The sequence below is a fragment of the Nostoc sp. DSM 114161 genome (genome assembly GCF_052692665.1).
In genome coordinates this window covers 4,676,998-4,695,796 of the sequence record NZ_CP195141.1, presented here as the reverse complement: position 1 = coordinate 4,695,796, position 18,799 = coordinate 4,676,998, and the positions used below count along the sequence as shown (strand labels likewise).

The 18,799-nt window shown below is 42.7% G+C and carries 16 protein-coding genes and 3 pseudogenes; 12 read left to right on the top strand and 7 right to left on the bottom strand.

The window, feature by feature from the left end:
* The 4 genes from NSTC745_RS20225 (at nt 1) to NSTC745_RS20210 (ending at nt 4,706) form a co-directional block, all read left to right on the top strand.
* Nucleotides 1-1,245 (top strand): family 10 glycosylhydrolase, encoded by a 1,245-nt coding sequence (locus tag NSTC745_RS20225; protein ID WP_445632528.1) that lies wholly within the window; start codon nt 1-3, stop codon nt 1,243-1,245.
* Between the two features lie 67 nt (nt 1,246-1,312).
* Complete coding sequence (locus NSTC745_RS20220) at nt 1,313-2,131, top strand: M15 family metallopeptidase (RefSeq protein ID WP_445632527.1); 819 nt, start codon at nt 1,313-1,315, stop codon at nt 2,129-2,131.
* Between the two features lie 83 nt (nt 2,132-2,214).
* Nucleotides 2,215-3,090, top strand: a complete 876-nt coding sequence (locus tag NSTC745_RS20215) for an SH3 domain-containing protein (protein ID WP_445632526.1) — start codon at nt 2,215-2,217, stop codon at nt 3,088-3,090.
* A 149-nt stretch (nt 3,091-3,239) separates the two neighbouring features.
* On the top strand, nt 3,240-4,706 hold the full coding sequence (locus NSTC745_RS20210; RefSeq protein ID WP_445632525.1) for a hypothetical protein: 1,467 nt from the start codon (nt 3,240-3,242) through the stop codon (nt 4,704-4,706).
* Nucleotides 4,707-4,947: 241 nt separating this feature from the next.
* Here the strand turns inward: NSTC745_RS20210 and NSTC745_RS20205 are convergent, their stop codons facing one another.
* The 3 genes and pseudogenes from NSTC745_RS20205 to NSTC745_RS20195 all read right to left on the bottom strand — a co-directional run.
* Entirely contained in the window at nt 4,948-5,118 is a 171-nt protein-coding gene (locus tag NSTC745_RS20205; RefSeq protein ID WP_445632524.1) for a thermonuclease family protein, read from the bottom strand.
* On the bottom strand, nt 5,118-5,318 hold the full coding sequence (locus NSTC745_RS20200) for a hypothetical protein (protein ID WP_445632523.1): 201 nt from the start codon (nt 5,316-5,318) through the stop codon (nt 5,118-5,120). The genes NSTC745_RS20205 and NSTC745_RS20200 overlap by 1 nt, the downstream gene beginning before the upstream one ends.
* Before the next feature lie 161 nt (nt 5,319-5,479).
* Nucleotides 5,480-5,740, bottom strand: a pseudogene (locus NSTC745_RS20195) (transposase); the annotation flags it as partial.
* Nucleotides 5,741-5,920: 180 nt separating this feature from the next.
* On the opposite strand from NSTC745_RS20195, the gene NSTC745_RS20190 reads away from it, so the two are divergent.
* Nucleotides 5,921-6,403 carry a hypothetical protein gene (locus NSTC745_RS20190; protein ID WP_445632522.1) on the top strand — a complete coding sequence of 161 codons (483 nt, stop codon included), beginning with the start codon at nt 5,921-5,923 and terminating at the stop codon, nt 6,401-6,403.
* A gap of 219 nt (nt 6,404-6,622) precedes the next feature.
* Here NSTC745_RS20190 and NSTC745_RS20185 read toward each other — a convergent pair whose 3' ends face one another.
* Entirely contained in the window at nt 6,623-6,991 is a 369-nt protein-coding gene (locus NSTC745_RS20185) for a hypothetical protein (RefSeq protein ID WP_445632521.1), read from the bottom strand.
* A 382-nt stretch (nt 6,992-7,373) separates the two neighbouring features.
* Here NSTC745_RS20185 and NSTC745_RS20180 point away from each other — a divergent pair, with 382 nt between their 5' ends.
* From NSTC745_RS20180 to zwf, 5 genes and pseudogenes are all read left to right on the top strand, one after another.
* Nucleotides 7,374-8,273 (top strand): hypothetical protein, encoded by a 900-nt coding sequence (locus NSTC745_RS20180; RefSeq protein WP_445632520.1) that lies wholly within the window; start codon nt 7,374-7,376, stop codon nt 8,271-8,273.
* Nucleotides 8,274-9,021: 748 nt separating this feature from the next.
* Nucleotides 9,022-9,648, top strand: a pseudogene (locus NSTC745_RS20175) (transposase); the annotation flags it as partial.
* A 610-nt stretch (nt 9,649-10,258) separates the two neighbouring features.
* Complete coding sequence (locus tag NSTC745_RS20170; protein WP_445632519.1) at nt 10,259-10,780, top strand: hypothetical protein; 522 nt, start codon at nt 10,259-10,261, stop codon at nt 10,778-10,780.
* 26 nt (nt 10,781-10,806) lie between these two features.
* Complete coding sequence (gnd, locus tag NSTC745_RS20165) at nt 10,807-11,778, top strand: phosphogluconate dehydrogenase (NAD(+)-dependent, decarboxylating) (RefSeq protein ID WP_445632518.1); 972 nt, start codon at nt 10,807-10,809, stop codon at nt 11,776-11,778.
* A gap of 98 nt (nt 11,779-11,876) precedes the next feature.
* Nucleotides 11,877-13,253 carry a glucose-6-phosphate dehydrogenase gene (zwf, locus tag NSTC745_RS20160; protein WP_445632517.1) on the top strand — a complete coding sequence of 459 codons (1,377 nt, stop codon included), beginning with the start codon at nt 11,877-11,879 and terminating at the stop codon, nt 13,251-13,253.
* Between the two features lie 551 nt (nt 13,254-13,804).
* Here the strand turns inward: zwf and NSTC745_RS20155 are convergent.
* Nucleotides 13,805-13,936 carry a hypothetical protein gene (locus NSTC745_RS20155; RefSeq protein ID WP_269208884.1) on the bottom strand — a complete coding sequence of 44 codons (132 nt, stop codon included), beginning with the start codon at nt 13,934-13,936 and terminating at the stop codon, nt 13,805-13,807.
* 88 nt (nt 13,937-14,024) lie between these two features.
* On the opposite strand from NSTC745_RS20155, the gene NSTC745_RS20150 reads away from it, so the two are divergent.
* Nucleotides 14,025-15,212: an NADH:flavin oxidoreductase/NADH oxidase gene (locus NSTC745_RS20150; protein ID WP_445632516.1), complete on the top strand. Its 1,188-nt coding sequence runs from the start codon at nt 14,025-14,027 to the stop codon at nt 15,210-15,212.
* Between the two features lie 586 nt (nt 15,213-15,798).
* Nucleotides 15,799-16,188 (top strand): annotated as a pseudogene (locus NSTC745_RS20145) (IS1634 family transposase); the annotation flags it as partial.
* Between the two features lie 169 nt (nt 16,189-16,357).
* On the opposite strand, the gene NSTC745_RS20140 reads toward NSTC745_RS20145, so the two are convergent.
* Nucleotides 16,358-17,527 carry a zinc-dependent alcohol dehydrogenase gene (locus NSTC745_RS20140; protein WP_445632515.1) on the bottom strand — a complete coding sequence of 390 codons (1,170 nt, stop codon included), beginning with the start codon at nt 17,525-17,527 and terminating at the stop codon, nt 16,358-16,360.
* Nucleotides 17,528-17,624: 97 nt separating this feature from the next.
* Complete coding sequence (locus tag NSTC745_RS20135; RefSeq protein ID WP_445632514.1) at nt 17,625-18,794, bottom strand: zinc-dependent alcohol dehydrogenase; 1,170 nt, start codon at nt 18,792-18,794, stop codon at nt 17,625-17,627.
* Nucleotides 18,795-18,799: the final 5 nt, after the last annotated feature.

Sequence of the window (18,799 nt, the reverse complement as noted above, 5' to 3'; positions counted from 1 at the left end):
ATGATCAAAAAAATTCGTGGTGTTTGGTTAACCACTGCTGCTAGTGATGTCTTGGAATCAAAAGACAACATAAAAAAAGCTATGCAACTTTTAGCAGAGGCTGGATTTAATACAGTCTTTCCAGTGGTTTGGAATAATGGCTATACTCTTTATCCCAGCGTTGTTTTAAACAAAAACTTTGGAATAGAAATTTTCCCTCCTTTTACAGGGCGAGATATTCTGGCTGAAGTGATTGAAGAAGCTACACGATTAGAACTAGATGTAATTCCTTGGTTTGAGTATGGTTTTATAGCTTCCTATAAACAAGATGGCGGACATATCATCAACAAAAAACCTGAATGGGCAGGTAAGGACAAAGACGATCGACTCCTCACCAAAAATGATTTTGTGTGGATGAATTCTCTCGATCTAGAGGTTCAAGATTTTGTATTAGGTCTTTTTTTAGAGGTAGCAAGAAATTATCAGATAGCTGGAGTGCAAGGAGACGATCGCTTACCAGCCATGCCTTCAGAAGGAGGCTATGACCAGAAAACCAAAAAATTGTATCACAATCAGTTTGGAGAAGATCCGCCCCTAGACTTCAAAACTTCTTCTTGGCTTGAATGGCGGGCAAATATTTTGAGTGACTTTTTGGCAAGGTTATATCGAGAAGTCAAAAATATTAATCCAAATCTGATTGTTTCTGTGTCTCCTAGTCCTTATCCTTTTGGTTTTAATGAATATTTACAAGATGTACCTACTTGGATAAATCGTGGGATTGTCGATTTAATCCATCCTCAGCTATATCGAAGTGATAAAGATAAATATAAAGGATTAGTTGACGATCTTGTGAATCGATTTGGACAAAAAAATCTATCTAAAATATCACCAGGCGTTTTAATTCGTTCTAGCGATTATCAAATTACTCCTGATACCTTGTGGCAATCTATTCGCCATAACCGTCATTCCGGTATTCGTGGCGAGGTACTATTCTTTTTTGAAGGTTTGAATGCCGATAATCAAGCTTTAGCGACCTCCTTGAAAGACAAAAACTATGCCAATTTCGTTTATCTCCAATCTGGCAACATAGGTGATGATGTCCAAGAAATTCAGCAAAAACTAAAAGATAAAGGATATGGGGTTGGTAAAACAGATGGTAACTTTGGGTCACTAACAAAATCAGCAGTTGAGAAATTTCAGAGAGATAATTCACTGTCGCCAGATGGTGTAGTTGGACCAGAAACCTACGCAAAATTAATGATTTAGTTCTTACAAAAGTAAGAAAAAAAGCTTTTATATTCCATCAATCTAATTCTTGGAGAGAGTTTAGCAAATGGCACTTCCAGTTCTAAAACGAGGTAATAAAGGTGATGCCGTTTTTCTTTGGCAGAACTTTTTGATCGGTAAAGGTTTGCTCAATCAAGCTGATAGTATTTTTGGTCAAGATACTGAAGATGCCACAAAAGCTTACCAGCGTTCTCAAGGTCTTAAAGATGATGGAGTTGTAGGGGGTCAAACCTATGGTAAAGCTCTTTTAGAAGGGCTAGATGCCATTGAATTTGAGTCTGACTTTCCAGCAAAACCTACCTTTAGTCCTCTGGTTAGTACAGGCGATCGCCAATCAGTGTTTGGAACATTTGACTTTGAAATTGATTCGATTCCAGGGAATCGCGAACACATTAAAATCTTGGGTAATTGGATCAAAGATAATATCATTACTGTTGATATCCCAGAATTAAAACCACTTGTTTCAAGTGGGAGAATGGAGTTTCATAGTAAGGCATCTGCACAGCTACAAGGTTTATGGAAAGCGTGGAAAGCTCAGGATTTAATCAAATTTATCTTAATCTTCGACGGTAGTTTTGTCCCCCGTCTGATCCGAGGCGCTCCGTTGATTAAAGACTTTCGTAAACTCAGCAATCACGCTTTTGGCTCTGCATTTGATATCAATGCCGGTTTTAATCCGTTAGGACATACACCCGCTTTTATTAGTCAGAAAGGTTCTGTTCGTCTTTTAGTACCAACAGCCCATGACTATGGTTTTTATTGGGGAGGTCACTTTAACACTCGTAAAGATGGAATGCATTTTGAGGTTGCCAAAATTCTTACTGCTACGGAATTAACTACCTTAGCAACTAAGTATGGAATCTAAGCAAGAAAATCGCTTCTTCCATATTTATGTTAATAAATCAAGATGATTAGTACAGCAAATAAAGTTTTCTAGGGTCAATAATTATGTCAATTCAAGACGATATTAGTTGGTTTAAACAGCAATTCCAACAGGATATTCAAGCTGCTATTGATGATACACCATTTAGCATCGAGTTAATAACTTCTATTGCCCTTCAAGAGACGGGTTATCTTTGGAGAAATATTTATAAAAAAGAAACCGTTGCAAAAACACTAGAACTTTGCGTTGGTGATACTGTTTCTGGAAGAACAGCATTTCCAAAAGACAAAAGCGAACTTTTGTCGAAGCCAAAAGGTGATGAGATGTTTCAAATTGCTCGTGAAGCTCTCGAATCAATCGCTCCATATAATAACGATTTCAAGAAGGCAGCAAAAAAACCTGAAAAATTTTGTCATGGATTTGGTATTTTTCAATATGATATTCAATTTTTTTTAGAGAATTCCAATTTTTTCCTAGAGAAACGCTGGTACGAATTTGATGAGTGTTTAAAGGTATGTATTGACGAGTTAAATAAAAAACTTGTCAGAACTTATGGTAGTAATAAATCTAGCTTAACTGATAGAGAAATGGTATATGTTGCCATTGCCTATAACAGAGGTCGTGCTGATTTGGATCGTGGCTTTAAACAGGGATATTTTGATGGAGAAAAGTATTATGGTGAATACATTTGGGAATACCTTCAACTTACAAAAAGTAATAATGTAATTCCTAGCGTCATCCCTAAACAGTATGAAGTTAATGCTCGCTCTGGACTTAAAGTCCGTTCTGGACCAGGGACAAATTTTGATGTTATCGATCTTCTTGCTTTAGGTCGTCGAGTATCTGTTGGTAAAAGACAAGGAGAATGGATTGAAGTTGATCTAGAAGGCGATGGAGTTATTGATGGTTTCGTATTTGCTAGTTATTTAAAATCAGTTTAAGTAAATACTAGTTTAGCGATCTGTTATTCAGCTAAAAAACAAAAATCTTGAGAGGTTGGGTTTCGCTGCACTGAACCCAACCAAATCAAGGATTATTGGTATTAAATTTGGTTCCTCAATCTAAACGGCCCACTCAGATAAGGAAAATTATGACTAATCTTCAAGAAGTTATTAACAATAATTTATTATTCACACGTAGCGAACTTAAAGTAGATAAAGGTTTAGTAAGAGAAATTCAAATTAAACTCAGTAATTTAGGCTTTTATCCTGGCGGTCAATGGATTGATGGTGATTTAGGAGGACTTAATAGCTATACCTGGAAAGGTTTACTAGATTTCTGTAGTACTGTAGGAATTATATCTTTACCTTCAGAAAGTGTAGGTATTAATCAAGATATCGCCAAAAAACTAGTCGAGACATTACAGGTAAACTTTGTTTTAGACCAAGCAAAAGATAATTCATTTATTTTGTCAAAGCTTAAAAACATTCAAGATGATACATTAATTTTATTTGATCCTGGAGTAACAGTTGCTTTTTTAACAAGAACCACAAATAGTTCGCCTGTCAAGGCTTATATTAATAGCTATCCCACTTATTTAGAATCTAAACCTAATGGAATTTCTATTATTTCCTATGGGGATAGTTTTATTCTCAGTACAGGTGCTACTATTTCTTTCAGCGATTATCCTAATCTAGGAGATGTTCCAAATATAGATATTTCCGGACTTAATTTTCTTTCTAGTAATATTAGCCACGCCTGTGTTTGTGTTGGAAGCTTTCAAGATAGTACCAGTTTTATAAAAACTCATTGGCTAGGAAAAAAAGCATTAGAACCTCAAGAGTTTTTGAGTACAACTAAATTCATTGGAGTTTTAAATGCTATTTGTCAAATTAATAGTCAGTCTCTAACAACAGATGTAGATAACTGTATTATCGAATCTCCAAGATACCGCTTTAATAATTTAGTTGAAGATATGGTATCTTATCGAAATAAATTCGCTAGTTCAAATGCTATTGGTGGTTTATTCAAACGCTTTACTAAACGAGAAGATTTAGAGTCATGGATTAAAGACCAAACAGGCAATAATAATATAAAATTTTGTGGTGCATATAGAGACCCTTCATTAATCACAAACCCAAATATTCAAGATACCACTACAGGAAAACCTGTTTTAAAGTCAACTTCTACAGGCAAGACTGGTAATAATTCTATATCTGCTTACGACCTAGTACGTTTAATCTCGATGCTAGGGTGGCATTTACATTTACCAAGCACTGCTAAACTACCATCAGCACAATGGACAAGCCTAGAAAGTGTAGTTAGGGCAATGGGCAATGATACTGCTCGTTATGTAGATGTAGCTTTAGAAACATTGGGGATAGTGAATGTAATTAGCGAACCAGTAATTATTTCTAAAGTTGGTTGGGGTGATAGTTCTATGACTTATGCTGCTTTTGTAAAGTTTGTCGATCGCCGGACAACTCCATCTAAACTGAGAACATTTGCTCTAGCATTACGCTGTCCTACTCCAGCATCCTCTGGTGATAGAGATACTAATTTAGCCGCAGCAGTTACGGAAATTGTGCGGCGGATTATTACTGAGGAACTGGCTTAAAAAAGGAAGTAGAATATAATCTTCATCTGAGCAATCGATTGCAATAAAGTGAATAATCAATATTAAATAAGGTGAAATTAATGCCAAAAAAGCTTGCTGTTGTAGCAGTTGATTGATTGAACAGCAGAATATATTCCGATTCTCTGGAGGAAACAAGGTTTCCACACACCATTACCCCGCGAGGGGACTGCCGAGATACGGATACCGCGGCAGACCTCCCATAACACACTTAGAAAAAATGTCACTTAATTTGCCCCCATATTCCTGCCTTTGATGCGATCGCCAACCTCTGGGCATTTTCAAAAGCTATTTGATTCGGGCATTCCACCCCAGCTTGCTGCGTTCTAGCCAAGCCGCTTTTGAGTAGTTCTTCCTGAAAACTAATCTCAGCCTCACCTTGACCGTAAACCATCACCTCTGCAATAGTACGCCCCTGTTCATCTTTCCCGCCGGAATGACCATCACTTGGCTATCGTTAGTTGCAACAAGGAATCGCAATTTCTCCTTAGCTTTATTCCCTAACTGTGACGCATCAATGCCACACAGTCGAACTTGCATTTGGTTGCCATCGGTTTGGCGGAGGGTCATGGTTTGAGCATCTGTTACTTCCACTACTGACCATTCTTCAGTTAACGTGAGTTCGACGGTTGAAAAAAGGCAAAAAGCTTGCTAGATAGGAATCTGATAAACAGGGTAGGGATATAGCGATGCCTGCGGCGGGCTACGCCTACGCTAAGATTGATTGAGAGTCGAGAAAAAAGTCATAAAAAAACGCTGAGACTAAAAATATCTAACAAAATCAGCGTCTCCCGTCGAAAAAATACCCAAAACACCGTTGCCCACGGGATGACTGTATGAAAAAATCTCAGCACTGTCCGATAGCTACCACCGATGCCTCCCCACCTTGATATTCCTAACATCGTGACTCGACCGCTCATGGCTAGCATCGCCATGATGATTTGACTCATTTGTCGCATCGTTGTCACTTTTATCTGTGGTAGTAGGCATTGCAACAATGCTAGTATGTCGAACATGGGCTGTATATAGCTTTTGAGTTGTCGTTTTGGAAGACCATAACTCTACTACATCAGCCCTCCCTCTTCATACTCTTTTTTTGGCAAAGGTATTGTTCCAAAACATCGGGACTAAGCCCTGATAATTCCAATATTATTGAGGTACTGATAGAAGCTGGAGCCAGTTGTGACCCCCAGGTGATGCAAAAACTCTCACGCAAGCGTAAAGGTGATGAGATTCAACTTGATGGAGAGTCGATGTCCAAAGCTTTATTACTTGTTAGAGACGAATACTGGTGTGCGATCGCTAGGTGGTTGCGCTCAAATATGGATGAGGATATTGAAGAACTGGTATTTTGCGGAGGAACTGCGGATTACATTCGTCCTGAAATAGATGCTTACTTCCAGAAAGAGGGGATTAAAGTATCCTGGTACGGTAATATTTTTATACCTGATGAAATATCTTCTGGTATGGGCAATCGGATGGCGGATGTTTGGGCTTTCCACCAGCACATGATTATTCAGTTTGATAAGTTAACTGGTTATATACGCTCTGAGGTTGTACAGCTAACTAAATCTGTTGAAGGTAATACAAATAATGCAGGTGAAGAAGTCAAACGTAAGTATAACTTTACGCCTTGTGAGCGGCCTAGTACCTTTATTGCTGTAAACGAGAATGTTTGATAGGTTCAGACAAAAATCAATGAAGTAAAAAAAGAATCAGCTAGAATGAAGTGCTGCATAATAACAGTACTTTCTAACTGATTCTTTGAGATTTTAGTATGGTTGTTGCTGTAGGATTTGGCAGCAATCAACACGAGAATTGGTAATTTCTGGAATGTGTTGAATTACAAAGTTAATTTGCTTCATGTCTGCATATTGTTGTTCTCGTCTTTTACGGAGTTACCATGATTTACGGTTATAAGCTAACAAGTTTTCCAAACTCATGTTGAATTTGTATTTGGCGAAATTCAATAATTGTTCTGTGGTGTAACGACAATCTTCAGGACGACCAAAACAGATTTCAAACTGAAGCTTAAAAGCTTTCCAATCGAAATTGTCAGACCCCAGTTGCCGTTGTGATTCGTGTCCGTAAAGGTCACGAATTGAATAGAAAATTGTGTTGTATTTACGCACGTTGAATGATTCAATCTTGAATTGCTCCATTGTTGAATCATCGACTGTAGCAGCTTGAGCTTTAGTAGATTTATTAGCAGCCATATTTGTTTCCTTGATGAGTGTTTCGCTTTTAGCTGCGTCAGCATTAATCAAAAAAATAAATCCCACTCTGTATGAGCGAGATTTTCTGTAAAATCAGATGATTTGTGATGATTTTGCTAATAAACGTTCGCGTTGTAGCCAAGTACGTTTGTTGATTTCGAGTAGTTATTCTAAGCCTTTGTTGAAGTGCTTAATGGAATAGTCAACCATTCCTGTGTTTAAGTTTTAATAAGAATCGGGAGTATCCATCCCCCAATGGCACCAGTCATACAAACGGCTGCTAAAATTGAGAAAACTTCAGTTCGACTCTCTGCTTTCACAAAAGCATTGCTCTTTAAATGTCCTCATTTTTTGCTTAGATTATCTCGCTACAATTCCCACATTGATCTAGTAATTAGCTCATGCTGCAAGAGGAACCCTAGGGAGTGAGATCATGACTAAACCGATTCAAATTCTCTTACAGACAACAATTCCCACCAATGAAGAGGATTGGTATATTGGGCGATTTTCTTTGCTAAAGGACTATTTAGCTTCGTTGAAAAGTGACACTGGGGAACCCCTGTACCAGGTAACAGCAAGGGATCGAGAAAATACTGCTGAAAAAAACGATCCAGTTTTAAGTACGCTGGATAATTCAGATTTTGATGAACTGTGGCTGTTTGCTGTGGATGTAGGGGATGGCATAACTCCAAAGGAGTGTCAGAGCATCAGTGCCTTCCGTCAGCGCGGCGGCGGTTTATTGGTCAGCCGTGACCATCAGGATGTAGGTTGTTCGGTTTGCAATCTTGGTGGTGTCGGCGCAGCCCATTACTTTCACAGTAAGAATCCCGATCCCGATCCCTCGCACCACTACCCTGATGATATCTACACTAAGTATATTTCCTGGCCCAACTTCCATTCTGGGTTAAATGGTGACTACGAGAAAATTACTCCCATAGAACCTATTCATGACTTACTCAAGAATCCTACATCACCTTCTGAGGAGATTGAATTCTTTCCGGCTCATCCCCATGAAGGAGCCGTAGGTGTGCCTGCAAACGAGAAGAATGCACGAGTAATTGCCTTGGGTACAAGCTCAGTCTCCGGTCGGGACTTCAACTTAGTAGTTGCTTTTGAAAGTACCCAGGATGAACAAGGAAATATTTTAGGACGTGCGATCGCTGAATCAAGCTTCCACCATTTCGCCGACTACAATTGGGATGTTGATATGGGCGCACCTAACTTTGTAACCGAACCCCCTGGAGATGGGATGAAGCAAAACCCACAAGCCCTTGAACATATTAAAGCCTATGTGCGAAACTTAGCCCTCTGGCTGGCTCCTACCTCAAGTTAAAGGAAAGTCTCCCATCCTTAAAGACTATGAGTAAACAGCCTTTATCAAACCTTTTTCGATATGTCTTAATTACGAATTACTGTCTTCGTAGCGGTAGCGAGTCCGCGTTCGCTTTTAGCGTCTCGTAGAGAGCGTCGTTACGAATTATAAATTAGTATCACTTCCTGCCTGAGGTCATTCTGCAATCCATCCAATGGTATTGTCTCTATGCCTTCAGTTATCGAGAACTGGAAGAGATGATGCGAGAGACAATAATAAGCTTGGCTCTAGTTACGATTGGTGTAGTCATCTCTTGCCGGGGCTTGAAAACTATCTCTGACGATGCGTGGCGCGTTTTAGTAGTAGTCATCGGGCTGATCTGCATCATTTTGGGAGTTGCTATCAGTCATTGGATTGTCAAACTGTTGCTCTTCATACTTGTGCTGATGCTAAAAGTTGATCCAAACGAAAGTTGATCGACATTTAGCATCCGCACAGCGCCTCGCTTTTCGGCTTCAGGTGAAAGGTGGAAGAATCGTAGCTTGCTTCCCGGAGGGTACCCCTACAGTTGCCTATACCCTGGTTTTCAAGACCAGTTGCCGACCATTTAGCGGCATCTTCCATTAAACTTTGTCTGGTGAGACTTGTAGACGCATGAAGGGCGGCTTCTTGAAATCGCTTTGCCGCATTGAGCCAGTTAGCTTAACTCTGTTGTGTCACTATTGCGGTAGTATAAAGATGTACAAAGCCCAGAACGAAGACACAGAGCATGGTAGAGCCTCGTCCACCGAAACAAACTGTCAAATTTGTGGATGAATATTGTCTTTGGTATAAAAAGCTGTTTTCAGATGTTAGAAACTTTGAAGCGTTTAAGTATCTGCATATAGGGTGTATTTCGGAATTAAAACGGAAAAGCCTGCCAGAAATAGCGAAAATTGTTGGATTAGATAACTATCAAGGGCTACATCATTTTTTAACTACACCATCTTGGGAAGTAAAAGAGTTAAGAGCCATGAGATTAGATCTGATTCTACAAGTAATCAAAGGTAGACCAATCATTTTAATTATTGATGAAACAGAGAGAAGTCTGAGCGGAGGCTTCCTCCGATCAGAACTTCGGGGAGATAAAAAGAAAGGTAATACTACAGATTATGTGAAGCGGCAATATATAGGCAATTTAGGCAAAGTAGAGAATGGAGTAGTAGCAGTCACAGCCTATGGTGTGTTCTGTGGGATGACATTCCCTCTACTGTTTGAAGTGTACAAACCACGGGAAAAATTAAAGCTGGGAGATAAATATCTTACTAAGCCTCAAATCGGAGCAATGCTAATAAGAAAGCTACAGTTGATGGGTTTTAAATTCAACTTATTATTAGCTGATAGTCTATATGGTGAGCCAGCGCGTTGGGCGGGTTCCCCGACTTGAAGCGACTGGCGTTAGCGCAGCGTTAGCGAGCTTGCGAGCGTCACCCGTAAGGGTGAAAGTGGTATGAACTTTGTATCTGTATGAATCGTTTTTTTCAGCAGTATTTTCTCGATCCCTTGCTGTTACCTGGGAATTGTAGCGAGATAATCTAAGCAAAAAATGAGGATGTTTAAAGAGCAATGCTTTTGTGAAAGCAGAGATAATTGTTTCTAAACGCAATTTAGTATCAGTATCTGCTCAGATTTTCCTTAGATTTGCCAACTAACGTTAGGGCAGATTCGTTAAGAAGATAAGAGGATGTTTGAAAAGTCCTTTTGTCGGTAGCAAAACGTTTTAGATCTCCCTAAATCTCTCTTAAAAAGAGGGACTTTGATTCTTGTTCCCCCCTTTTTAAGGGGAGCCAGCGCGGTCTTGGGGGTTTCCCCCATGAGCGACTGGCGTGGGTTAGGGAGGATCGATAAGTGCCTAAAATCACACCCAACCACTTTTCAAACAACCTCTAAGGAAATGGAAAAAATTGGACAAATCCTAGATTCAGGCTTGGTTAACTGATTCGTCTTTGTAGAGAGGTATAAGACCTATGGTTAACAAAATTGTAACTACATTTGAACAAGACTATAACCGACCAGAATCAAAAGAATTTTATTGGAAACATTTTCTCTATAGTCTAGTTTGGCTGACGGTACTAATGCTGGGATATGGAGGATTGGGATGGACTCTCTGGCTCGATCGCCATTTCTCGACGATTGCAATACCGATGTTAATTTTGGCAATTGCCGCAGTCCGTGGCTGCATACTCACTGGCTTTCCCGTCTGGGCGGGATTGTTATCTCTCACATTCGGTTCTGCATGGATTCTAACTGGAGCATCGATATCAAGCGGATTATTGGGCTGGGCAATAGCGATCGCTCTATCCTGGATTGGCATTTTTACCCTGGATATGGCATTAGACCAGTCCGTCGAACATTTGTTGCTAATAGAGTTTAGCCGAACTGAAGTTTTTTCAATTCTAACAGCCGTCTGCGCTACTGGCGCTATTGCGGGATGGATACTCCCAATTTTTCTCACTTGCATACAGGGCACGTTATGGAACTGGGAATGATAGGACTAGGACGAATGGGAGCTAACATGGCACACCGTCTAACCCAGGCTGGACATACCGTCATTGGCTACACTCGTCAGCCACAAAAAGCAGAGGTGCTGGTTCAGGAAGGAGCGATCGCCCGTGGTGTAACATCATTCGTTGAACTCATCGAAGCACTCACGCCACCCCGCACCATCTGGCTGATGCTACCCGCCGCGACAGTGGATGCTACCCTACAGACTCTCATGCCGTTTCTAGACGCTGACGACATTATCATTGATGGTGGCAATTCTTACTACATTGATGACATTCGTCGTGCAGATCAATTAAAAGTCAAAGGAATTGAATACATTGATTGTGGAACTAGCGGTGGCATTTGGGGGGCAGAACGCGGCTACTGTCTCATGATTGGTGGTGCATTGGCGGTGGTGAAATATCTTGACCCCATCTTTGCAGCGCTGGCTCCTGGTGTATCAGCTGCACCGCGCACCCCTGGTCGTGAGTTAATGGGGGGAACAGCTGAACAGGGCTATTTGCATTGTGGCTCTCACGGTGCAGGGCACTTTGTCAAAATGGTTCACAACGGCATTGAATACGGCATCATGGCAGCTTATGCCGAAGGGTTGAACATTCTTCACCATGCTAATATTGGGAAACAATTGCATCAAGTCGATGCAGAAACGGCTCCCTTGCGAAATCCGGAATTCTACCAATACGACTTTAATCTCGCAGATATAGCAGAGGTGTGGCGCAGGGGGAGCGTGATTAGTTCTTGGTTACTTGATTTAATCGCGATCGCCCTTCTCAAAGACCCCAACTTAGCCAACTTCGAGGGGCGCGTATCTGACTCTGGAGAAGGTCGATGGACACTAATGGCAGCCATTGAAGAAGGAGTTCCAACTCCCGTCCTTAGTACAGCCCTCTACACACGATTTAGCTCTCGCGGTCAATCAGACTTTGCCAATAAACTCATCTCTGCGTTGCGCTACGAGTTCGGTGGGCATCTGGAACAATGACGCAGGGATTTTAATCAGCTTTCTTCCCCTCTGCTCCCCTGCCCCTCTGCTCCCCTGCCCCCCTGCTTCCCCTCTCCGCGTCGATATGGAGGTTAATCATGGCAGCTTTACTCTCCGATGCCCTGGTATTTTTTGGGATCACAAGTGATTTAGCCTACAAAAAAATCTTTCCTGCCTTACAGGCGATGATTCAGCGCGGTCATTTTGACATTCCAATTATTGGAGTGGGTAGGCGAGATTGGAGCATCGAACAATTACAATCTTATGTGCGTAAGAGCCTGGAGGAACAGGCCAGCGTTGATGAGGCAGCTTTCCAGAAACTGTGTTCATTACTTTACTATATTTTTGGTGATTATAGCGATCGCGCCACCTATGATAAATTATGCCAGGTACTCCAAATAGCTGAAGCTCCTCTGTATTACTTAGCCATTCCTCCCAGTTTGTTTGCGACGGTTGTCGAAGGGTTAGGTCAATCAAGTTGTGTAAAGAATGGTCGCGTTATGGTAGAAAAACCCTTTGGACGCGATCTAGAATCGGCTAGAATACTGAACTGCATTCTGCACTCTATCTTTCCCGAAAGTCATATTTTTCGGATTGACCATTACTTGGGAAAAGAACCAGTCCAAAACCTTCTCTACACTCGCTTCGCCAATTCATTACTCGAACCGATTTGGCATCGCGTCAGTATTGCCAGCATCCAAATCACGATGGCTGAAAAATTTGGCATCGATGGACGGGGACAGTTTTATGAAGAGACAGGCGCTATTCGGGATGTGGTGCAAAATCATCTACTTCAGGTGACGGCGTGTTTAATGATGGATCCGCCTATCAACGAGCAGCATGAAGCCATCCGAGATGAAAGAGCGCGATTGCTCAAATCCATAGATCCAATCGATCCCTCAAATGTAGTGTGCGGGCAGTACAAGGGCTATCGCCAGGAATCTGGTGTAGCTCCTGATTCCAAGGTCGAAACCTTCGCGGCGGTTAAGCTCAACATTGATACTTGGCGCTGGGCTAGCGTTCCGATTTACATTCGTGCAGGCAAATGTTTACCGAGTACAACTACTGAAGTTGTGGTCAGGCTCAAGCGTCCGCCGCAGGATGTTTTTGGCGAGCGTGCCTTTGGATTAGCAAATTATTTCTACTTTCGTCTTAGTCCAAATGTGCTGACTGCGATCGGCATTCGCTCTAAAACCCCAGGCGACGGAATGGTGGGTAGCGAAGTCGGACTAGTCGCTCAAGTCGAGCATGGCAATGAGATGAATCCCTACGAGCGGCTTTTTGAAGATGCTATGAAAGGCGACTCCATGTTGTTTGCTCGCCAGGATGAGGTGGAAGCACAGTGGCAAATTGTCGCTCCTATCCTAGATCGAGCAACCCCTGTTTACGAATACGCACCCCATAGCTGGGGACCTCCTTTGGCGGATCGTATGATTCCCCCCGACGGCGGTTGGCATAATCCTAATGAGACGTGATATCTTCCTATACTGTACTCGAAGAGTTGGTATTGGTTTTCAAGTTTACTCATTAATGCATCTCTCCCATGTCTCAAATCGCAATTATAGAAGCCTTCGCCGAACTAAATTTCCGGCAGCCCCATTTTTTTCATCACCTCTAGCAGCAGAACAACATCTCGAAATCGGCTGTTGTACATTCCTGAAAAAACGGTATCATAAACTACTATTTTTTAGCGATGGCTACGCCCGCCGCAGGCATCGCCAAACTTTTCGGTCTACTGACAATTATCTATGTCATTTTTGAATCTTCTTTAGTTTTTATTAGGAAATAAGATGCGTTTCCCCTGGACTAACTCCTACCTTCTGCCTCCCAGCATCTCCTCAGATTTTCCTTAGATTTACCAACTAGCGTTAGTGTTCAAGTTCAGCAAACAATGTCTATGTTATGGAACTGGGTGGGAGCCTACATGCCACTCTAATGTAGGCTGGGTCATACATCGGCGCACCGCAAGGTTCTACCTATGTCCGTCCCGGTGATGTTTTAATTTTATATGGTCGCTTTGCTGCGTTCAGTGAGCTTGATTCACGACAAGCGGGAATTTTGGGAGAATATGCTCACAAAGATGCGATGGGCTACGCCCCGCCGTAGGCGATCGCAAATCAGCAGAGACTCCTTTGAGAACACGATCGTCAAGATTCATAAATACCAGTTTCCACCTATCAGTCTGCCAAAAAAAGTTGAAAGTCAAACGTTAAGTGTGAGTTCATAAAGCACCGAAAAGTCAAATCATGACAACACAGAACATAACAACTTTGTCATCATCTCCAGCCCAGACCGAATTAAAAACCCCAGGTTATCAAGGCTGTCAATCAAGGAGTCTGCACGACTCGGAAATACCCGAAGTGGATTTGTTTACTCCACTAATAATTCGAGATATCACCTTGCCAAGTCGCGTGGCGATGTCACCAATGTGTCAATACTCAGCAGAGAATGGATTTGCTAACGATTGGCACTTCGTCCACTTAGGGAGTCGGGCTGTGGGAGGAACTGGTCTGATTATGGTTGAAGCGACAGCCGTAACACCCCAAGGACGGATTACACTTGGTGACCTTGGGCTTTGGGACGACAAGCAAATCGAGCCACTAACTCGCATTGTGCGCTTCCTTCGCCAACAGGGATCTGTTACAGGGATTCAATTAGCCCATGCTGGAAGGAAAGCAAGTTGCAATGTTCCTTGGTTGGGCGGTACGCCACTGACACCTGAACAAGGAGGTTGGCAGCCTGTCGCACCTAGCCCAATTCCTTTTCAAGAGAACGCTCCTGTACCGATATCCCTCGATGAGCGTGGTATTCAAGAAGCGATCTTCGCGTTCGTTGCAGCAGCGCAGCGTGCCCTGCAAGTAGGTTTTCAAATGATTGAAATCCACGCAGCACATGGATACTTATTGCATTCTTTTCTTTCACCACTCAGTAATCGCCGAACAGATCGTTACGGCGGTTCGTTGGAGAACCGAATGCGTTTATTACTGGAGGTAGTAAGGCGAGTAAGAAATGTTTTGCCCAACGGGATGCCGCTTTTTGTACGCATCTCCGCTACCGACTGGGTAGAAGGAGGTTGGGATCTCCAGCAATCAATCATATTGTCCCGTGAACTAAAGACTCTAGGCGTTGATTTGATCGATGTTTCAACAGGAGGTTTAGTACCCCATGCCAGAATTCCTGTGGAGAAAGGCTATCAAGTCCCTTTTGCTGCCAAAATCCGAGAAGAGGCTGGGATCATGACAGGAGCTGTGGGGCTGATAAATGAGGCTGAGTATGCCGACCAAATAATTACTCGTGGGTGTGCAGATTTGGTTCTCATCGGTCGAGAATTACTCCGCAATCCATACTGGTCGATTTATGCCCGTTGTAGCTTGGATGAAGAACCTAATTGGCCTGTGCCTTACGGTTATGCAGTTAAACGACAGAGAAGGTGAAAAATTTGGCGTTGCACAACAGTGGGATCAACTAGAGAAGGCAGGGGCATCAGTGAGAGGTTAAGGTAATTGCACAAATGTCTGCGAGGGTGCAGGAAAAGGCGATAAATCAAGCTTGGAGACTGGCTTTGGCAGGGCTTTGACTACTCCTAAGTCTTGATTTTCTGGGGCAGCAAAGTACTTAATCGGGTCAAATATATATCCAATTAGCGAACAAGACAAGGATGAGCTTTTATCGTCGGCAACTCATGAAGAAAGTTGGCAAAAGCATAAGGAAGCATTTACCGCATTACATTTATATGGAATATAGCCAAGAATGAGTATGAGTGTATATGATAGGTAATTTATAGTTTAAAGAAAACTGTAAAGTTAAAACAACAGAATGTAGCATTTAAGTAGTATTCATGTAGAAAGTTACGTTAAGCATTTTATTGAGCCTCAACCACACAATAGAGATGCACAACACTGGCTTGAAAAATCATCGATCGGTCTCGGCTGTGATAAATAAAACTAAGAAATTCGCGGCGGGATTTTCTTACTTTTGGAAACTGGCGATCGCTCCTAATTATACTTTGTCGAGAGTGATAAAAAAGGGTTATCTATCGAACAAGCCGTACTGACTTATCGAGACGAATGGATTGCCGAGCATGGCTTCCATCGTCTCAAGGGTGCGTCACTTTCGATTGCCCCAATGTTTGTGCAACGTGATGACCAACTGACTGGGCTAATTCATTTATTGAGTTTGGCGCTGCGACTGCTAACAATAATAGAGTTTGTTGTCCGACGACAACTTATCACACAGAGCAAAACTCTTACTGGGCTATATCCTGAGAACCCTAAAAAACAAACTGATAGACCCACTGCTGAACGATTATTACGTGCTTTTTCTAATCTCACTTTGACGATTATTGAAGTCCGAGGTCAACGTTTTGGCTATGTACCTCCTTTAACTTTTTTACAGCAGGAAATTATTACGGACACCAAGAGTGAGAGTGCCTGGGGATATTCGTTCATTGCCCATCATCCGATAGAGATATCATCGATTAGAACGACACGGAGAGAAGTTGCGTGCGGGGATAGAGGGACATGGAGAGTTCTTTCTTTGCATCTTTGCGTCTCCCACTCTCCGTGTCTTTTCTCCTGCCTTATGGTTTGAGTACAACTTTGATACAGTTTTCCTTCTTGTGTTTGAAAATTTCGTAACCCCGGGGTGCTTCATCTAACGGTAGACGATGGGTGATCACGAAAGATGGATCGATCCTGCCATTTTGAATGTGATCGAGTAACGTGTTTAAGTACTTATGAACGTGCGTTTGTCCCATTTTGAATACTAAGGCTTTGTTCATGGCAGCACCCATAGGTATTTTGTCTACAACGCCGACATAAACACCAGGAATTGACACGTGACCGCCTTTGCGACAGTCAATCATCACTTGCCGCAGCACATGGGGGCGGTCTGTTTCCAAACGGACTGCTTGCTTTACTTCGTCGTATACTCCTTCTAGACCCGTGCCGTGTGCTTCCAACCCCACAGCATCAATGCAAGCATCTGGGCCGCGTCCACCTGTCATTTCTTTGAGGGCTTCACCAACATTTACTTCCTCATAGTTAAGGATTTCTGCCTTGCCTTGATCTTTAGCCATCTGTAGGCGTTCGGGAATTCGATCGATAGCGATGACTCGTTCAGCACCAAGTAGATAAGCACTTCTTATTGTGAATTGTGCGACTGGGCCACACCCCCAGACTGCGACAATATCACCGGGCTGAATATTACAGTTATCTGCCGCCATATATCCGGTGGGGAAGATGTCTGTTAGAAACACTACTTGTTCGTCTGTTAGTCCATCAGGAATCTTAAACAAATTAGTATCGGCAAAGGGAACGCGGGCATATTCAGCTTGACCACCAGCATAGCCACCTAGCATATGAGAGTAGCCAAAAATACCAGAGGGTGAATAACCCATGAATTTTTCTGCTAACCAAGCGTTTGGGTTAGAGTTATCGCACAATGACCAGAAGTCATGTTGACAGTACCAGCAGTTACCACAGCCGATAGGGAATGGTACAACCACGCGATCGCCTATATTTAAATTTTTGACGGCACTGCCTATTTCAACGACTTCCCCCATCATTTCATGACCCAGGATATCGCCCTTTTCCATTGTGGGGACGTAGCCGTTATAAAGGTGTAAATCAGAACCGCAAATTGCTGTTGTCGTGATTTTAATAACAGCATCACGCGGATTAATGATTTTTGGATCTGGTACTGTTTCCACCCGTACATCGTTGGCACCGTTCCAGCAAACTGCTTTCATAGCCATTAGTCCTTTGTCGGTAGTTAGTGGTCAGTTGTCAGTGGTCAGTTGTCAGTAGTTATTTTCCTTGTCTCCTCTGCTCCTCTCAGTCCCCAACTCAAGGCTGTAACCTAACTTTTATGCAGTGGTCTTTTCTTTGGTTGAACAGCTCGAAGCCATGCTTGGCTTCTGTTAGGGGTAAGTGATGCGTGAACACAGCAGATGGATCGACTTCGCCCTTCAATACGCGATCCAGCAAGATAGGCATATACTTCTGACCGAACATCTGTCCCATTCTGAAGGTCATGGCTTTGTTCATAGCAGCACCCATAGGTAGCTTGTCCACAAAGCCAGCATAAACCCCCATGATTGATAGAGTGCCACCTTTGCGACCAGCGAGCATCATTTGTCGCAGCACTTGGGGGCGATCGGTTTCCAGGCGTATCGCCTGCTTGGCTTGGTCGTATACTCCTTCTAGACCTGTGCCGTGTGCTTCCAACCCAACTGCATCAATACAAGCATCGGGGCCACGTCCTCCGGTCATTTCTTTGAGGGCTTCGCTGACATCAACTTCTTCGTAGTTAACAATATCCGCTTTGGCAAAGTCTTTAGCTAATTGCAGCCGTTCAGGAACTCGGTCGATGCCAATGACACGTTCTGCACCTAACAAATAGGCGCTACGCATGGCAAATTGTCCAACCGGGCCACAACCCCAAACTGCGACAATATCTCCGGGCTGAATATTACATAAATCTGCTCCCATGTAGCCCGTGGGAAAAGCGTCAGAAATCGGTAGCAGTTTTTCGTCAGGAATATCTTTGGGAACTTTGATTGCCCCATAATCAGCAAAGGGTAGGCGCACATAGTCAGCAAAAGCACCTGAATAGCCCCCAAAAGCATGGGAGTAGCCATAGATACCTGACGTGTTATAACCGTATACTTTCTCCTGTATCGAAGCTTTGGGATTGGAGTTATCGCACAACGACCACATCTGCTGTTGGCAATACCAGCATTGACCGCAACCGATCATCGAAGAGACAACGACGCGATCGCCTTTTTTCAATTTCTTGACTTCATTGCCAATATCAACGATTTCTCCCATAAACTCGTGACCAATAATGTCACCCGGTTCCATCGTCGGGATGTAGCCATTGTAGATATGCAAGTCAGAACCGCAGATGGTTGCTGATGTAACTTTGAGGATGGCATCGCGGGGGTTAATTATTTTTGGGTCTGGCACTGTTTCCACCCGCACATCGTTAGTGCCGTACCAACAAACAGCTTTCATAGCAA